The sequence below is a fragment of the Amycolatopsis sp. A133 genome, assembly GCF_031082405.1.
GTDB lineage: Bacteria > Actinomycetota > Actinomycetes > Mycobacteriales > Pseudonocardiaceae > Amycolatopsis.
The window spans coordinates 422852-438385 of record NZ_JAVHJU010000007.1 but is presented as its reverse complement, the minus strand read 5'-3'; the positions used below and the strand labels follow the sequence as shown (position 1 = coordinate 438385).

The 15534-nt window shown below is 72.7% G+C and carries 16 protein-coding genes (1 of these 16 running past the window's edge); 14 read left to right on the top strand and 2 right to left on the bottom strand.

Annotated elements, in window-relative coordinates; translation table 11 throughout:
• Window positions 1-54 precede the first annotated feature (54 nt).
• The 5 genes from Q5425_RS10290 to pip all read left to right on the top strand — a co-directional run bounded on the left by Q5425_RS10290 (window position 55) and on the right by pip (window position 4250).
• A complete protein-coding gene (locus tag Q5425_RS10290; RefSeq protein ID WP_308671886.1) occupies window positions 55-459 on the top strand; it encodes a hypothetical protein in 405 nt (134 codons plus the stop codon).
• A complete protein-coding gene (locus Q5425_RS10285) occupies window positions 456-1112 on the top strand; it encodes a DUF3558 domain-containing protein (protein WP_308671885.1) in 657 nt (218 codons plus the stop codon). Before Q5425_RS10290 ends, Q5425_RS10285 begins: the two co-directional genes overlap by 4 nt.
• A 3-nt stretch (window positions 1113-1115) precedes the next feature.
• On the top strand, window positions 1116-2465 hold the full coding sequence (locus tag Q5425_RS10280) for a hypothetical protein (protein ID WP_308671884.1): 1350 nt from the start codon (window positions 1116-1118) through the stop codon (window positions 2463-2465).
• A gap of 25 nt (window positions 2466-2490) precedes the next feature.
• Window positions 2491-3219 (top strand): ESX secretion-associated protein EspG, encoded by a 729-nt coding sequence (locus Q5425_RS10275; RefSeq protein WP_308671961.1) that lies wholly within the window; start codon window positions 2491-2493, stop codon window positions 3217-3219.
• Window positions 3220-3296: 77 nt separating this feature from the next.
• Window positions 3297-4250 (top strand): prolyl aminopeptidase, encoded by a 954-nt coding sequence (pip, locus tag Q5425_RS10270; RefSeq protein WP_308671883.1) that lies wholly within the window; start codon window positions 3297-3299, stop codon window positions 4248-4250.
• Here pip and Q5425_RS10265 read toward each other — a convergent pair whose 3' ends face one another.
• Window positions 4251-5444: a Glu/Leu/Phe/Val dehydrogenase dimerization domain-containing protein gene (locus Q5425_RS10265; RefSeq protein WP_308671882.1), complete on the bottom strand. Its 1194-nt coding sequence runs from the start codon at window positions 5442-5444 to the stop codon at window positions 4251-4253.
• 118 nt (window positions 5445-5562) lie between these two features.
• Here Q5425_RS10265 and Q5425_RS10260 point away from each other — a divergent pair, with 118 nt between their 5' ends.
• The 7 genes from Q5425_RS10260 to Q5425_RS10230 all read left to right on the top strand — a co-directional run bounded on the left by Q5425_RS10260 (window position 5563) and on the right by Q5425_RS10230 (window position 13159).
• Window positions 5563-6489, top strand: a complete 927-nt coding sequence (locus tag Q5425_RS10260) for a LysR substrate-binding domain-containing protein (RefSeq protein WP_308671881.1) — start codon at window positions 5563-5565, stop codon at window positions 6487-6489.
• Window positions 6490-6609: 120 nt separating this feature from the next.
• Entirely contained in the window at window positions 6610-7872 is a 1263-nt protein-coding gene (egtA, locus tag Q5425_RS10255; protein WP_308671960.1) for an ergothioneine biosynthesis glutamate--cysteine ligase EgtA, read from the top strand.
• Window positions 7869-9206: an ergothioneine biosynthesis protein EgtB gene (gene egtB / locus Q5425_RS10250; protein ID WP_308671880.1), complete on the top strand. Its 1338-nt coding sequence runs from the start codon at window positions 7869-7871 to the stop codon at window positions 9204-9206. Before egtA ends, egtB begins: the two co-directional genes overlap by 4 nt.
• A gap of 4 nt (window positions 9207-9210) precedes the next feature.
• A complete protein-coding gene (gene egtC, locus Q5425_RS10245) occupies window positions 9211-9966 on the top strand; it encodes an ergothioneine biosynthesis protein EgtC (protein ID WP_308671879.1) in 756 nt (251 codons plus the stop codon).
• Window positions 9963-10940 carry an L-histidine N(alpha)-methyltransferase gene (gene egtD, locus Q5425_RS10240; protein WP_308671878.1) on the top strand — a complete coding sequence of 326 codons (978 nt, stop codon included), beginning with the start codon at window positions 9963-9965 and terminating at the stop codon, window positions 10938-10940. The genes egtC and egtD overlap by 4 nt, the downstream gene beginning before the upstream one ends.
• Window positions 10941-10986: 46 nt before the next feature.
• Entirely contained in the window at window positions 10987-11409 is a 423-nt protein-coding gene (locus tag Q5425_RS10235) for a nitroreductase family deazaflavin-dependent oxidoreductase (RefSeq protein ID WP_308671959.1), read from the top strand.
• Window positions 11410-11557: 148 nt separating this feature from the next.
• On the top strand, window positions 11558-13159 hold the full coding sequence (locus Q5425_RS10230; RefSeq protein ID WP_308671958.1) for an alpha/beta hydrolase: 1602 nt from the start codon (window positions 11558-11560) through the stop codon (window positions 13157-13159).
• Window positions 13160-13220: 61 nt separating this feature from the next.
• Here the strand turns inward: Q5425_RS10230 and Q5425_RS10225 are convergent, their stop codons facing one another.
• Window positions 13221-13799: a TetR/AcrR family transcriptional regulator gene (locus Q5425_RS10225; protein ID WP_308671877.1), complete on the bottom strand. Its 579-nt coding sequence runs from the start codon at window positions 13797-13799 to the stop codon at window positions 13221-13223.
• A gap of 91 nt (window positions 13800-13890) precedes the next feature.
• On the opposite strand from Q5425_RS10225, the gene Q5425_RS10220 reads away from it, so the two are divergent.
• Window positions 13891-14745, top strand: coding sequence for an alpha/beta hydrolase (locus Q5425_RS10220; protein WP_308671876.1), 855 nt, complete (start codon window positions 13891-13893; stop codon window positions 14743-14745).
• 202 nt (window positions 14746-14947) lie between these two features.
• A protein-coding gene (locus Q5425_RS10215; RefSeq protein WP_308671875.1) for an MgtC/SapB family protein crosses the window boundary here: on the top strand, window positions 14948-15534 show its 5' portion. It continues 205 nt past the right edge of the window; only the first 587 of its 792 coding nucleotides appear in the window; its start codon is at window positions 14948-14950; its stop codon lies off the right edge, out of view.

The window sequence follows — 15534 nt, the reverse complement described above, 5'->3', positions numbered from 1 at the left end:
CAGTTGGCTAAGGTCTGCCCCATCACGGTGGGTGAACCGAGGGGAAGGTGCGGCGTGATCATCGGCGAAGCCGGGCAGGCGGTCCAGGCGGTCTGGGGTGGCGACATCCTGGGCGGGTCCGGCCGGGTTTACGGCGGCGGGGGCGGCGGGGGCGGCAAGTTCGAGATGGACCCCGAGGAGCTCGCCTCGGTGATCGGGCTGTGGGAAGCCGAACTGGACAAGATCGTGGAGGACGCGCGCACGATCCAGGGGCTCACGAACCACTCGCCCGCTCCGGGGCAGGATCCGGCGAGCTCGAGTTACGCCTCCACCACCTACGACTCGATCGCTTCGCTGCAGGCCCAGAACGACTCCATGCGCAAGTACGTGCAGAACTACATCAAGAAGCTCAAGGAAGCCCAGACGAAGACGGTCGCGACCGACCAGGGCCTGTCCGAGACCTTCGGGCAGGCGACGTGAAGCTGGGCAACACCGCCCGCGCGAGTGTGCTCGGCGGGGCCGTTCTGGTGGTCTGCGCGCTCGTTGCCGGCTGCAACCCGACGACCGGCGGTACCGCTCAGCCGGCGAACACTCCTTCTTCGCCGGGTACGGCGTCGCAGCCGAGTCCCTCCGGGAACGTGCCGAAGGTCGCCGTTCCCCTGGACGCGACGAAGTTCGTGAGCGACCCGTGTGGTCTGGTGCCGAAGGAACTGCTGTCCCAGCTGCGGTACACCGATCCCGGCGACCCGCGTCCCCAGGACAGCGCTCCCGAGCGGCAGTCCGGTCCCAGCTGCGGCTGGAAGATCCGGGGGGACGGGACGAGCGTGCTGATCATCCTGGGTACGGGGAACCGTGACGCCGGCGCCGGCGGGCTGACCGGGATCCAGGCCGCGTACGAACGCCCGAACCGCCTGATCAGGTTCCTCGAGCCCGCTCCGGACATCGAGGGCTACCCCGCGGTGTACTTCGACATCCGCGACCGCCGCCCGATCGGGAACTGCTCCATGGCGCTCGGTATCGCCGACGACCTGGCGGTGTCGATCTTCGCGGAAGGCTACGAGGGGCAACAGGATTCCTGCGACGTCGCCCAGCGCGTCGCAGCCGGGACGGTCAAAACACTCAAGGGGGCTTGACGAGTGGACGGCAAGCAGATCTACGAAAACTTCAGACAGGGCGACACCCAAGGACTCCAGCAGTTGTCCGAGGGGGTGAACAAGCTGTCCGCCGCCTACCTGGACCGCGCCCAGGGCATCAAGTCCCTGCAGGAGCGGATGAAGCAGGCCTGGACCGGTGACGCCGCCGACGCGGCCAACGCCGGGGCCGGGCCGCTCGAACAGGCCTTCGCGGAAACCGCCGCGCCGCTGGACGTGACCAAGGCTTCCGTGGACACCCAGGCCGACGTCTTCAACGCCTCGAGCGCCACCGTCGTCGAGGTGCCGCCGAAGCCGGACAAGCCGAACCCCTGGACCACCGGCCTCAAGGCCGCCATCCCGATCGCCGGGCCGTTCATGGCCAAGGACGACATCGACAACTACCAAGAGGGCATGGCGCGGTACAACGCCGCGAACGAGACGAACGTCCGCGTGATGGACCAGTACAGCAGCGTCACGAGCGGAACCAGGGCGATCCTCCCCACCGACTACGGCGTGCTCGAGGCCGACGGTGCCGCGATCGCCGTGAACCAGCCGAGCCCGCCCGGGCGCGTCGACCCGTGGAGCAACGAGCCCACCGACCGGAACCGGTGGTACCCCGAATACGGCGGTGGCGACCCGGGCGGCGACGACCACACCTCGACCTCCAGCGTCGACACCACGCACACCGGCGGCACCGACAAGCCCGGCGGCACCGACCGCCCGGGCGGCACCGATCGTCCCGGCGGGACCGACCGCCCCGGTGGCACGGATCGGCCCGGTGGCACGGAAAAGCCGATCGGCACCGACATGACGCGCCCGACGGACACCACCCGGCCGACCGGCACCCTGCCCACGAAGACGCGGCCCGGGCAGCCGGCCGATCAGCCCGGCAGGACGCCGCCCGGCACCGGCGGGGTCGAGTTCTACCCCACCAACCCCGGCGGTGGTGGCGGGCAGAACTACTCGAACACCTACGACCCCAACTCCAGCACCGGCGGGCGCGGGCCCACCGGCGGCAACGCCGGCAGCCGGCTGCTGGACCCGACGGGCCGGGGCGGTACCGGGACCGGAACCGGCGCCGGCAGCGGGGCCGGCGGTGCGGGGGAGCGCGGGCTCGGCGGGGGCCGCGGCTCCGGCATGGGCAGCCTCGGCAACGCGGCCGCCGCGGAGGCCGCCGCCGCGCGGTCGGCGGCCGGGCGGTCCGGGCAGCTGGGGCCGATGGGGCCCGGTGGCCGCCGGGGCGAGGGTGAGGACGACGATGAGCACCAGCGGCCGGACTACCTGATCGAAGCGGATCCGGACGCGATCTTCGGCACCGACCAGCGGACCAGCCCGCCGGTCATCGGCGAATAGGCGGGTGGACGTGGCAACAGGCCGGGTGGACGTTCCGGTCGAGGCGCTGGCCGCGCTGGCCGACCGCGAGCAGGTCGGCCAGCTGCACCTCACCCTGCGTCCGGAGCCGCTGTGGCTCTCGGACGAAGAGCGCGAGGACGCCGCCAAGCGGGTCGACGCCGCCCTCGCCGAGGCCGGGCTGGTCGACGCCCGCGGTCGCGCCACCGTCGACTTCCTCGACTGGCTGCCGCTGCTGGTCAGCCCGGCGCGGGAGTGCTACGGCTGGGTCGGTGCCGGCGGCCGGACCTACGGCGTCCTCGCCGCCGCGAAGGGGCTGCAAGCGGTCTTGGCGGTCTCCGACGGGACCCACGTCGGCGTGCAGGAAATCGACCGGAACCGGCTCGCCGAGTCCCTGGTCGAGCAGCTGCCGCCGGTCGGGCCCGGTGGCGGCCAGCGGCGCACCGTGCGGGTGGCGGACCTGACCGAGGCGGCCCGCCGCGGGCCGGGCGCCTACCCGCTCGACCCCGCCGTCGCCGACGTCGTCAGCCTGGTGCAGCGGCCGGTTTCGGGCAGCGGGGAGCTCTACGTCGGCCGCCGCGACGACGTCGGCAGGCACACCTGCCTGCAGCAGCCGCTCCACTACGCCGACACCGACTGGGGCCGCTACCTCAGCTACACGTCCGGCTCGGGCGGCGACGCGGTCATCCACATCGGCCCGGCGGGTTCGCAGGAGCTGGCGGAGACGCTCGCCGAGCTGGCCGGCACTCTCGGCTGAACGGAAAAGACCGTGCGCGGGGCCGGTGGCGCGACTAATGTGACAGCGCTGTTGTATTCCGGTGGAAGGACGCGCTGATGGCTGGGCTGTACCCCGAGATCGCCCCGTACGAGCACGGGATGCTCGACGTCGGCGACGGGCACGAGATCTACTGGGAGACCTGCGGGAACCCCGAGGGCAAGCCCGCGCTCGTCGTGCACGGCGGCCCCGGCTCCGGCTGCTCGGAGAACGTCCGCCGCTTCTTCGACCCGGCGCGCTACCGGATCGTCCTGGCCGACCAGCGCGGCTGCGGGCGCAGCACCCCGCACGCCGGCGCCCCGGTCGCCGACCTGTCCGCCAACACCACCGAGCACCTGATCGCCGACTTCGAACTGCTCCGGACGCGCCTCGGCATCGGCAAGTGGCTGCTGTTCGGCGGTTCCTGGGGCTCGGTCCTCAGCCTCGCCTACGCGCTGCGCCACACCGAACGGGTCAGCGAGGTCGTCCTCATGGGCCTGGCGACCGACCGCTTCCTCGAGATCGAGATGCTGATCCGCGGTTTGGGGGCGTACTTCCCGGAGGGCTTCGCCAAGTTCCGCGAAGGCGTACCGGAAAGCGAGCGCGACGGCGACCTGTCCGCGGCTTACCACCGCCTGCTGATGGACCCGGACCCCGCCGTCCACCACCGGGCGGCCGCGGACTGGTGCGCCTGGGAGGACGCGATGCTGCCGGGCGTGCCCCCGCACGACGTCTTCGAGGACCCGGCGTACCGGCTCTGCTTCGCGCGGCTCGTCACGCACTACTTCAGCAACCGCGCCTTCCTCCCGGACGGCGAGATCCTGCGCCGGGCGGGCGAGCTCGCGGGCATCCCGGCGGTGCTGGCGCAGGGGGTGCTGGACACGAGCAACCTCGCCGGCACGCCGTGGCTGCTGCACCACGCCTGGCCGGGCAGTGAACTGGTGCTGCTCGACGACGTCGGGCACACGGTGTCGGCCGCGTCGATGCAGGAAGTCCTGATCGGCGCGACCGACCGCTTCGCGGACCGCTCCTGACTACGGGATGAGCAGCCCCGGCTCGCCTTCCGGGACCGGCGTCGCTTCGGTGCGCCGGGTCCGGTTGGCCTCGGCCAGCCGCAGGGCGGTGCGGCGCAGGGGCAGCCGGTCCGAGTTCCACTCCGCCAGCAGCAGCGCGACCTTCGCCTGCATTTCCGTGCGCAGCCGCAGGAAGGAGTCGGCCGGGTCCGCGCCGACCTCGCCCAGCAGCAGCCACCACGCCCAGGCCGCCGCGCCCGCGTTGGCGACGAAGTCGGGCACGACCGCGACCCCGCGGGCCGACAGCGCCGCCTCCGCTTCCGGCGTCGTCGCCGCGTTGGCCGCTTCGACGACGACCTTGGCCTTGACGAGGTCCTCGTTGTCCGGCCGCAGCGCGTAGGAGATCGCGGCCGGCACGAAGATGTCGGCGTTGATGCCGGCGATCGTCTCGCGCGGCAGCGAGCGGACTCCGGCGGGCAGCCGGGACCGGTCCACCTCGCCGAAGCGGTCGCGCAGCTCCAGCAGCGCCGGGACGTCGAGGCCGGCGGGGTCGTACAGCGTGCCCGCGGCGTCGGCCGCCGCGACCACCTGCATCCCCGCTTCGTGCAGGTACCACGCTGCTCCGCCGCCCATGGTGCCGATGCCCTGGATCGCCACCGTCGTCCCGCGCACGTCCCAGTCCCACGCCGCCGCGACGCCCAGGCACGCCTGCGCCACGCCGTAGCCGCCGACGACGTCACCGAGCAGCAGCCCGCCGGGGACCGGCGCGGTGAGGCCCGCCTGCACCCGGCGCAGGGTGCGCGCCGGATCGGCCGAACGGCGGATCGCGGCGTGGTAGGACTGCTCTAGCCCGAGTTCGGCGAACACCGAGTCGATCAGGTGCTGCGGCACGCCCAGGTCCTCGGCCGTCACCCAGTGCGCGTCCAGCCACGGCCGCAGGAACGCGCAGAAGCGCTTCAGCACGTCGTACGCGCGCGGGTCCTTGGGGTCGAAGTCGATGCCGCCCTTGGCCCCGCCGACCGGCAGGTTGAAGGTCGCGGTCTTGTCGGCCATGCCCCGGGCGAGGTCCTCGACCTCGGTCAGCGTGCAGCCGGCCCGCATCCGGGTGCCGCCGGTGGCGACGCCGGAGACCAGGCTGTGCACGACGAGGTAGCCGTTCGCGCCGGTGACGGGGTCGGTCCACGTGAGCCGCATCAGTGGCGGGGCGGGGATCATCGGGCCACTCACCTCCAGGGGAGTCCGGGCGGCCTCGCGACCGCCGGCACGAGCGTGCGCCCCGGGTGGCCCGCCCGTCCATTTACCGCTGCTGCACGATCTCGTTTAGGTTTTGTGCATGGAGCTTTCGTTGCGCCGCTTGCGGATGCTGCGCGAGCTGCACCGCCGGGGCACCGTGACGGCGGCAGCCGCGGCCCTGCACTACACCGCTTCGGCGGTGTCGCAGCAGCTCGCGCAGCTCGAGCGGGACGTCGGCGCGAAGCTGTTCGAACGGCTGGGCCGGCGCGTCCAGCTGACCGAGCTGGGCACGCTGCTGACCGAGCACGCCGAAGAAATCCTCGGTTCGGTCGAGCGTGCGACGCTCGCCCTGGAGGAAGCCCAGGAATCCCGCACGGTCCGGCTGACCGCCGGGGTGTGGGCGTCGGTGGCCTCCGGCCTGCTGCCGACGGCGCTGACCGCACTGGCCGGCACGCACCCCGGCATCGAGGTGCGCACCCGCGAGCTGGCGCCGGAGGACACCGCCGAGGCGGTCCGGGACGGCCGCCTCGACCTGTCGTTCGTCATCGACTACTCCGACGCGCCGACGCCGTGGGACGCCGGGCTGGAACGCGCGGTCGTGGCCGTCGAACGGCTGCACGCGGCCGTGCCGCGGGGTGCCGTGCCCGCCGGGTCGGCGTCCCTGGACGACCTCGCCGAGCACCCGTGGATCCTGGCCGGCGCGAAGTCGCACTTCGGCCGGGCGATGCGCACCGCCTGCCGGCGCCACGGCTTCACGCCGAAGATCAACCACGAGGTCGAAGAGCAGTCGACGGCGATGGCGATGGTGGGCGCCGGGCTGGGCATCACCCTCGTGTCCGATTTGGGCCTGCGCCTGCTGCGGCCGCCGGGAATCGACGTCGTCACCCTGACCACGCCGCTGCTGCGGACGGTGTCGATCGCCTACCGGCGGACCGCGTCCCGGCGTCCCGCGCTGCACCTGGTGATCGAGGCCGTGCGGGCTTCCGCGGCCGAACTCGGCCTCGGCACCGAGCCCGCTTTGCCCTGATCAGGGTCTTCTTACGGAGTGGTGACCGGCTCCCGGTGCGCAAGATCCGGCCTGATTTTGTCGTACCCCGCGTGTAGCGTCCGAAGGCGAGAAGTTCCTCCACACGGAACAGGAATGGACATGCAAGCGGTGCACGATTTCCCCGAGAAGTCGGGTAGTGCGTCGAACCGCACCGCGCGGGTCCTGGCGGACCGCGCGGCCGGCGAGGCGTATGTCGCATCGGTGTGTTTCAAGCACGGACCGCCGCGCCTGATCGGCGTGGAACTGGAGTTCACCGTGCACCACGCCGACGACCCGGCCAGACCCCTCGATCCCGACGTCCTCGCCTCGGCGCTGGGTCCGCACACCCCGCGGACGCTCCGCCCCGGCAGCCCCGCCTCACCGCTCCCGGCCGGCTCACCCGTGAGCCTCGAACCCGGGTGCCAGGTCGAGATTTCCGCTCTTCCCCAGGCCTCCCTGCGTGACCTCGACGCAGCTGTCACGGCCGACCTCCACCACCTGCGCGACCGTCTCGCCTCCCACGGCCTTGAGCTGGGCGAAACGGGCATCGACGCCCACCGCGCGCCCCGCAGGCTCCTGCACACACCGCGGTACGCGGCCATGGAGCGCCGGTTCGCGCCGATCGGTCCCGGCGGCATCACGATGATGTGCAGCACCGCCGGCCTGCAGATCTGCGTCGACGCGGGGGAGCCCGAGCACTACGCCGCCCGGTGGGCGGCGGCCCACGCGATGGGCCCGCCGCTGCTCGCCCTCTTCGCCAACTCCCGCGTCCAGGCCGGACGGGACACCGGACACGCCTCCGCCCGCTGGCTGGCGGTGCACGACACGGAAGCGGTGCGCACGCGCACGGCCGCCGTGGCGGGCGACGACCCCGCCGGAGAGTGGGCGGGGCGCCTGATGGACGTCCCCTTGATGGTGCTGCCCCGCGGCGACCGGCCGTGGGATGCGCCGGAGGGGCTGACGTTCGCCGACTGGATCGACGGCCGGGGCGCGGCGGCCCTGCTGCCGAGGCCGACCGTGGCGGATCTCGACTACCACCTCACCACGATGTTCACCCCCGTCCGCCCCCAGGGCTACCTGGAGATCCGCTACCTCGACGCGCAACCGCCGGACGAGTGGCTGGTCCCGGTGGCGCTGGTCGCCGCGCTGCTCGCCCGGCCGTCCACGGTCGACAAGGTGCGCGAGGTCTGCGCCCCGGTCGCCGACCGGTGGACCACGGCGGCGCGGCGCGGCCTGGCGGACCCGGAGGTGGCGGCCGCCGCGGCGGCACTGGCCGACCTCGGCTGCGCCGAGCTGGGCGGCACCGGGCTGGCGGAGGAATCGATCACCGAGATCAGCGAGAGCGTGCAGGGGCGCGCGTACCGATCGAGGAGCGAAGCATGAGCACGGACGCACTGAGCGAGCTGAGCGCGCAGGACCTGCGTGCCCAGGCGGCCGAAGCACTGACCCGGGCGCGGGCGCGCAGCGTCGCGCTGACCGACGCGGTCGACGACGAGGACCTGGTCCGCCAGCACTCGAAGCTGATGTCGCCGCTGGTCTGGGACCTGGCGCACATCGGCGTCCAGGAGGAGCTGTGGCTGGTCCGCGACGTCGGCGGCCGGGAACCGCTGCGGCCGGACATCGACGACATCTACGACGCCTTCCAGCACGCCCGCGCCGACCGGCCGGAGCTGCCGCTGCTCGGCCCGGCCGAGGCGCGCGCGTACGTCAAGCAGGTCCGCGAGAAGGCGTTCGACGTGCTCGAACGCGTCCCGCTGCAGGGCAGCAGGCTGACCGAGCAGGCGTTCGCGTTCGGCATGATCACCCAGCACGAGCAGCAGCACGACGAGACGATGCTGGCCACCCACCAGCTGCGCAAGGGCGACCCGGTGCTGCACGCGCCCGAGCCGCCGCCCGCGCGGTCCGGCGTGTTGCCGGCCGAGGTGCTGGTGCCCGGCGGTGCCTTCACCATGGGCACCTCGGCCGAGCCGTGGGCGCTGGACAACGAGCGCCCGGCGCACGAGATCGCCGTCGAGGCGTTCTGGATGGACACCGTGCCGGTGACGTGCGGCGCCTACGTCGAATTTCTCGACGGCGGCGGCTACGACGACGAGCGCTGGTGGAGCCCGGCCGGCTGGGCCTACCGGCAGGACAACGGCATCACCGCGCCGCGGTTCTGGAAGCGGGAGCAGGACGGCTGGTGGCGGACCCGGTTCGGCGTCTACGAGCGGGTGCCCGCGGACGAACCGGTCGTGCACGTCTCCTACTTCGAGGCCGAGGCGTACGCGGCCTGGGCCGGGCGGCGGCTGCCGACCGAGGCGGAGTGGGAGAAAGCGGCCCGGTTCGACCCGGAGAGCGGCCGGTCGCGCCGGTTCCCGTGGGGCGACGAGGAACCGGGCCCCGAGCACGCCAACCTCGGCCAGCGGCACCTGCGCCCGGCGCCGGCGGGGGCGTACCCGGCGGGCGCGTCGCCCACCGGCGTGCACCAGCTGATCGGCGACGTCTGGGAGTGGACGAGCACCGACTTCCACGGCTACCCGGGCTTCGCGCCCTTCCCGTACCGGGAGTACTCGGAGGTGTTCTTCGGCCCCGAGCACAAGGTGCTGCGCGGCGGGTCGTTCGGCACCGACTCGGCGGCGATCCGGGGCACGTTCCGCAACTGGGACTACCCGATCCGGCGGCAGATCTTCGCCGGCTTCCGCACCGCCCGCGACGCAGGCCCCGGCGAGGTGGGGTAGGCGCATGTGCCGCCACATCGGCTACCTCGGCGAGCCGGTTTCGCCCGCCGGGGTGCTCTTCCGCGCCCCGCATTCGCTGCTGGTGCAGTCGTACGCGCCGGCGGACATGCGCGGCGGCGGCTCGGTGAACGCCGACGGGTTCGGGCTGGGGTGGTACCCCGGCCCGGGCTCGCCGCCGCTGCGCCACCGGCGTTCCACTCCACTGTGGACGGACGAGACGCTGCCGCCGCTCGCGGCGGCGGTGACCACGGGCGCGTTCGTCGCCGCGGTCCGCAACGGCACCACCGGCCTGCCGGTGACCGAGGCGGCCGCGGCGCCGTTCACCGCCGGGCGCTGGCTGTTCAGCCACAACGGCGTCGTCCGCGGTTACCCCGGCGCACTGGCCGAGCTGGCCAAGACCCTGCCGGTCACCGAACTGCTGACGCTGGAGGCACCGACGGATTCGGTGGTGCTCTGGGCCCTGCTGCGGGCCCGGCTCGCCACGGGCGAGGACCCGCTGACGGCGGTGGCCGGGCTGAGCGCCGCCGTCGAGGCGGCCGCGCCCGGCTCCCGGCTCAACTTCCTGCTCACCGACGGCGCAACGCTGATCGGCACGACCTGGACGCACGCGCTGTCCGTGCTGGAGACCCCGGCCGGCGTGCTGCTGGCGTCCGAACCCTGCGACGGCGACCCGCGCTGGCGGCCCGTCCCCGACCACCACGCCGTGCGCGCCACCGCGGCCGGCGTCGACCTGCTTCCCCTGACCCAGGAGCTGTCATGACCGAAGTCGATCTCGACCACCACCGCTCCGGCGACGCCGTCACCGCGGAACTGCGCGCCGACGTCGTCGCCGGGCTCACCGCGGCGCAGAAGTGGCTGCCGCCCAAGTGGTTCTACGACGCTGAGGGCAGCGAGCTGTTCGAAAAGATCACCCAGCTGCCGGAGTACTACCCCACCCGCAGCGAGCGCGAGGTGCTCGCCGCGCACGCCGGCGACGTCGCGCGGCTGACCGGCGCCCACACGCTCGTCGAGCTCGGCTCGGGCTCGAGCGAGAAGACCCGGCTGCTGCTCGACGCGCTCACCGGGCACGGCACGCTGGAAGCGTTCGTCCCGCTCGACGTGTCCGAGTCCGCGCTGGCCGAAGCCGCCGAGGCAATTTCGAAGGACTACCCGGGGCTGAGCGTCCGCGGCGTCGTCGGGGACTTCACCCAGCACCTCGCCCTGCTGCCCGGCGGCCAGCCGCGGGTGGTGGCCTTCCTCGGCGGCACGATCGGCAACTTCCTGCCCACCGAGCGCGCGGCCTTCCTCCACTCGGTCCGGGAAGTCCTGGACGAGGGGGAGTGGCTGCTGCTGGGCACCGACCTGGTCAAGGACCCCCGGATTCTCGAACGCGCCTACGACGACTCCGCCGGTGTCACGGCCGAATTCGACAAGAACGTGCTGCGGGTGATCAACTCCCGCCTCGGTGCGAACTTCGACCCCGACGAGTTCGACCACGTTTCGCACTGGGACGCGGAGAACGAGTGGATCGAGATGCGCCTGCGGGCCCGCCGCGCGCTGACCGTCGAGATCCCCGACGCGGACCTGACGGTGACCTTCGCCGAGGGCGAGCACATCCGGACGGAGATCTCCGCCAAGTTCCGCCCGGGCGGCGTCGAGGCCGAGCTCGCCGCGGCCGGGTTCGCGCTCGAACACTGGTGGACCGACTCCCAGCAGCGGTTCGGGGTGAGCCTGGCAAAATCCGTGCGTGGCTAATCCTCTCCGGGTACTGGCCCGGGCCGCCGGCACCCGGCCGTGGCTGATGCGCACGGCCCGGTTCGTCGTGTGGGTGGACCGGAAACTGCACACGGCGTTCGGCGGCCGGGTGAGCCTCGTGGCGCTCGCCGGGCTGCCGTCGCTGCGCCTCACGACGACCGGCCGCAAGAGCGGGCTGCCCCGGAGCACGAACCTGCTCTACTTCCCGCGCGGGGAGGACTTCGTGCTGACGGCGTCCAACTGGGGCCGCCCGAACGACCCGGCGTGGGCCCTCAACCTGCGGGCGAACCCGAAGTGCCAGGTGGCGCGGGCCGGAAAGCCGGTGGACGTCCTCGCACGGGAGCTGCACGGCGAGGAGTACGAGCGGATGTGGGCCGAGCTGCTCGCCTTCTGGCCGGGCTACCGGATGGAGCAGCGGGAAGCGAACCGTCCGTTGCCGGTTTTTGTGCTCACGCGGGTGGCTCGTTAGGTTCTCACCATCCGTTCGGCCGGTGCCGGGATTCACCGGTTTGTGCCAGTCTCACCCGGGTAACGCGCCGTGACGTCGTGATCTCACGGCGCTGCGTGCAAGCGTTACCTAGGGAGGAACCGTCTTGCCGAGATCCACACAGAGCCGGGTGCGGGCGTTCGCACTGGTGGGGGCACTCGTGGCCGGCGTGGGGCTGGCCGGGCCGGCCGGCGCCGCCGCCGCGGCCGAAGACGCGGCGGTCAAGCCCGCCGTCGTCGGGGCGACCCCCGCGGTCGCCTGGGGCACGTGCTCGAGCGACACCCTCGCCGGCGTGCCCGCGGACCAGGTCAAGTTCTACAGCTGCGCGCGCTACCGCGTGCCGATCGACCACGACAACGCTTCGCTGGGCACCATCGACATCGCCCTGCTCAAGCGGGCCGCCCGCACCCCGGACGCGCGGGTCGGCTCGCTCTTCATCAACCCCGGTGGTCCCGGCGGGTCGGGCCTGCGGATGCCGATCAGCGGCCAGTACTACTTCCAGCCGCAGGTGCTCGACCGCTTCGACCTCGTCGGGTTCGACCCCCGCGGGGTCGGGCAGAGCAACCCGCTGCGCTGCTTCACCACCCAGGAAGACGCCGACGAGATCTTCGCCGCCCAGATCCCGGTGCCGCTGAGCCGCACCGAAATCTCCGGCACGCTCGCCAGTTACCGCGACTACGGCCGGTTCTGCAGGAACAACGCGGGTTCGCTGCTGAACCACATGTCCACGAAGGACGTCGTCCGGGACCTCGACACGCTGCGCGCGGCGGTCGGCGACCGGAAGCTGACCTACGTCGGCTTCTCGTACGGGACCCTGATCGGCTCGACCTACACGTCGATGTTCCCGAAGCAGTCGCGGGCGATCGTGATCGACGGCAACGTCGACCCGGCCCTGCGCACCAGCGACGGTGTGCAGTACGACCGCGAGCGCGCGCAGGGCTTCGAGATCGCGCTGGCCGGGTTCCTCGAGCGCTGCGACCAGGTGGGCGCGAAGTGCGCGTTCAGCGACGGCAACCCGCGGGCGAAGTTCGACGAGCTCCGCGAGTACCTGCGCAAGCAGCCGATCACCCTCCCGGGCGCCGACCCGCTCGACATCAGCGGGTTCACCGGCACCGTGGCGGGTGCCCTCTACAGCCCGGGTGTGTTCGGCAGCCTGGCCGAGTACCTGCAGGCGTACTACGACGCCATCCACCCGTCCGCGCAGGCGCAGTCGCTGCAGGCCCGGCCGTTGCAGGCGCCCGCCGTCGGTCATCGGGGCCTGGCCGACCTCAGGCCGGACAGCCCCTACAGCAGCGACGACTCGTACTTCGCCGTCAACTGCTCGGACAAGCCGTTCAAGATCAGGCAGGAGCAGGTGCCGGACATCGCCGCGAAGTGGGAGCGCGAGTCGCGGACCTTCGGCCGCCTGCAGGCGTTCTCGGACACGGCGGCCTGCCCGGTGTGGCCGGCGAAGAAGCCGGACGCCTACCGCGGGCCGTGGCGGGCGAAGACGGACGTCCCGGTGGTCGTGGTCGGCAACTACTACGACCCGGCGACGCGGTACAAGTTCGCGCAGCGGATGGCGGCCGAGCTGGGCAACAGCCGGCTGCTGTCGGTCGACGCGTTCGGCCACTGCATCCTCGGTGACGCCCTCGGCGTGGACAAGGCCGTGGCCGACTACCTGACCGACCTCAAGGTGCCGGCGAACGGGCAGGTGTTCCAGCCGAACGTCCAGCCGTTCGAGACGTCGTAGCCCGAGTGTGAGGGGGCCGGGGCGACGCTGGTCGCCCCGGCCCCGTTTTTCGCGGACACCGTCACGCGCGCAGCAACCGGTCGAGCAGATCCCCGGCCGCGGCCTCGCCTTCCGCGGCCGCGCTCGCGGGGTCGCCGGCGCGGGCGACCAGCATCGCGATCTCGTTCATCCCGGCGAGCACCACGTGCGCGAAGAGGTCCACGCGCGCGGCGGGGATCCGGCCGTCGCGCCGCAACGCCGCCTTGATCTTGCCGAGCGTGCGGGCTTCGTCGCCTTCGCGCCAGCGCTGCCAGCCGAGCACGGCGGGCGCGTCGATCAGCATCACCTGCCGCACCACGGGATCCGCGGTGCTCCGGATCCACGCCAGGCAGGCGGCGCGCAACGCCGCCGCCGGCTCGGTCACCCCCTCGACGGCTCGCGCGCCGTCTGCTTCGACGCGGTCGTAGACGGCGTCCAGGACCGCGGCGAACAGCGCGTCCTTGCCGGGGAAGTGGTGGTAGAGCGCGCCCCGGCTCACCTCGGCGGCCCGCAGGACGGCGTCGATCGAGGTCCCGTCGTAGCCGTGTTCGGTGAACAGGCCGGTGGCGACCGCGACGAGGTGCTCGCGGGTCGCCTGGCCGCGGTCGATCTTCTTGTTCATGCGGGTGGGCTGCCTCCGTCGTTGACAAACCGACTGTCGGTCTGTTGATACTAGACCGACAGTCGGTTTACTTCTGGAGGGACCTTAGTCCATGAATCTGCGGACCTGGGAGGACGAGCGCGGGCGCGTGTCGACGGCGTCCGGTGACGTGAGCTACGTGGACGTCGGCGAAGGGCCGGTGGCGGTCTTCCTCCACGGCGCGGGGACGAACAACCTGTTGTGGCGCAAGGCGATCGCGGAGCTCGCGGGTGTGCGCCGGTGCCTCGCCCCCGACCTGCCGGGGCACGGCGGCTCGCCGGTGCCGCCCGGGCAGGACCTCAGCCTGAACGGATTGGCGCGGTGGCTCGGCGACTTCTGCGCGGCACTGGACGTCGGCGAACTGGACCTGGTGGTCAACAACACCGGCGGCGCGGTCGCGCAGGTCTTCGCCGTGCACCACGCCGACCGGCTCCGGACGCTCACCCTGACCAACTGCGACACCCGGGGCAACCTGCCGCCCGCGGCGTTCCGCCCGATCGTCGAGCTGGCCGAGCGCGGGGAGCTGGCGCCGCTGTCGGTCCCGCTCGCCGCCGACCTCGACCGGGCGCGGGCCGGCGCGCTCGGCGGGGGCTACGAGCGTCCCGACCTGGTGCCGGACGAAGTCCTGGGCGCCTTCGTCCGGCCGGTGTTCGGCACCCTCGACGCGGCCCGGCAGTTCGAGCGCCTGCTGACGTCGGTCCGCGGCGAGGAACTGGACGCGATCGAGCCGCTGCTCAAGGAGTTCCGGGTGCCGACCCTGCTGGTCTGGGGCACCGGCGACCCGAACTTCGGCGTCGAGTGGGCCCACCGCTTCCGCGAGGCCGTCCCGGGGGTCACCGAGGTCGTCGAGGTGCCGGGCGCGCGGCTGTTCTTCCCGGACGAGCGGCCCGGAGACCTCGTGCCGCACCTGCGCCGGCACTGGACGTAGCGATCATCACAAGCCCGGCTTCGCCCATCCGGCGCTACAGTGGGGCGGTTGATCATCGACGAACACGGGAAGCGAGGTGAGCGGCACATGCCAGCGGACAGTCCTCGGACGGCCGGGCGCGCGCTCACCGGAGGTTTCCGGCTGGGCTGAATCCGGCCGCCCCCTGTTCGGCAGTGCGCGCACGCCGGAAAAGAGCCGGATCATGACCATTTTCGAAATGCTGCTGCGCGTCGGCGCCGGCGTCGGCCTGGGTGCCGTCATCGGGTTCGAGCGCCAGTTCCGCGCCCGGATGGCCGGGCTGCGCACCAACGCCCTCGTCGCGGTCGGCGCGACGCTGTTCGTGCTGCTGTCCGCCCACGGTTTCGGCGGCCTGCCGGGCAGCGGGGACGCCGACCCGACCCGGGTGGCCGCGCAGATCGTCTCGGGCATCGGGTTCCTCGGGGCCGGCGTCATCCTGCGGGACGGCCTCAACGTCCGCGGCCTCAACACCGCCGCGACGCTGTGGTGCTCGGCCGCGGTCGGCGCCCTCGCCGGGGCGGGGCTGTACGCGGTCGCGGCGGCCGGGACCGCCGTGGTGGTCGGGGTCAACGTGGTGCTGCGGCCCCTCGGCCGCGTCGTCGACCGCCGCCCGGACGCCGGCGACGAGACACCGACGCGGTACGCCTTCCAGGCCGTCACGCGCGACGCCACGGAAGCGCACGTGCGGGCGTTGCTCGTGCAGTCGTTGACCCGCACGGACTTCCGCTTGCTTTCGGTGCTGAGCACCGACCGCGAGGACCACACGGTCGA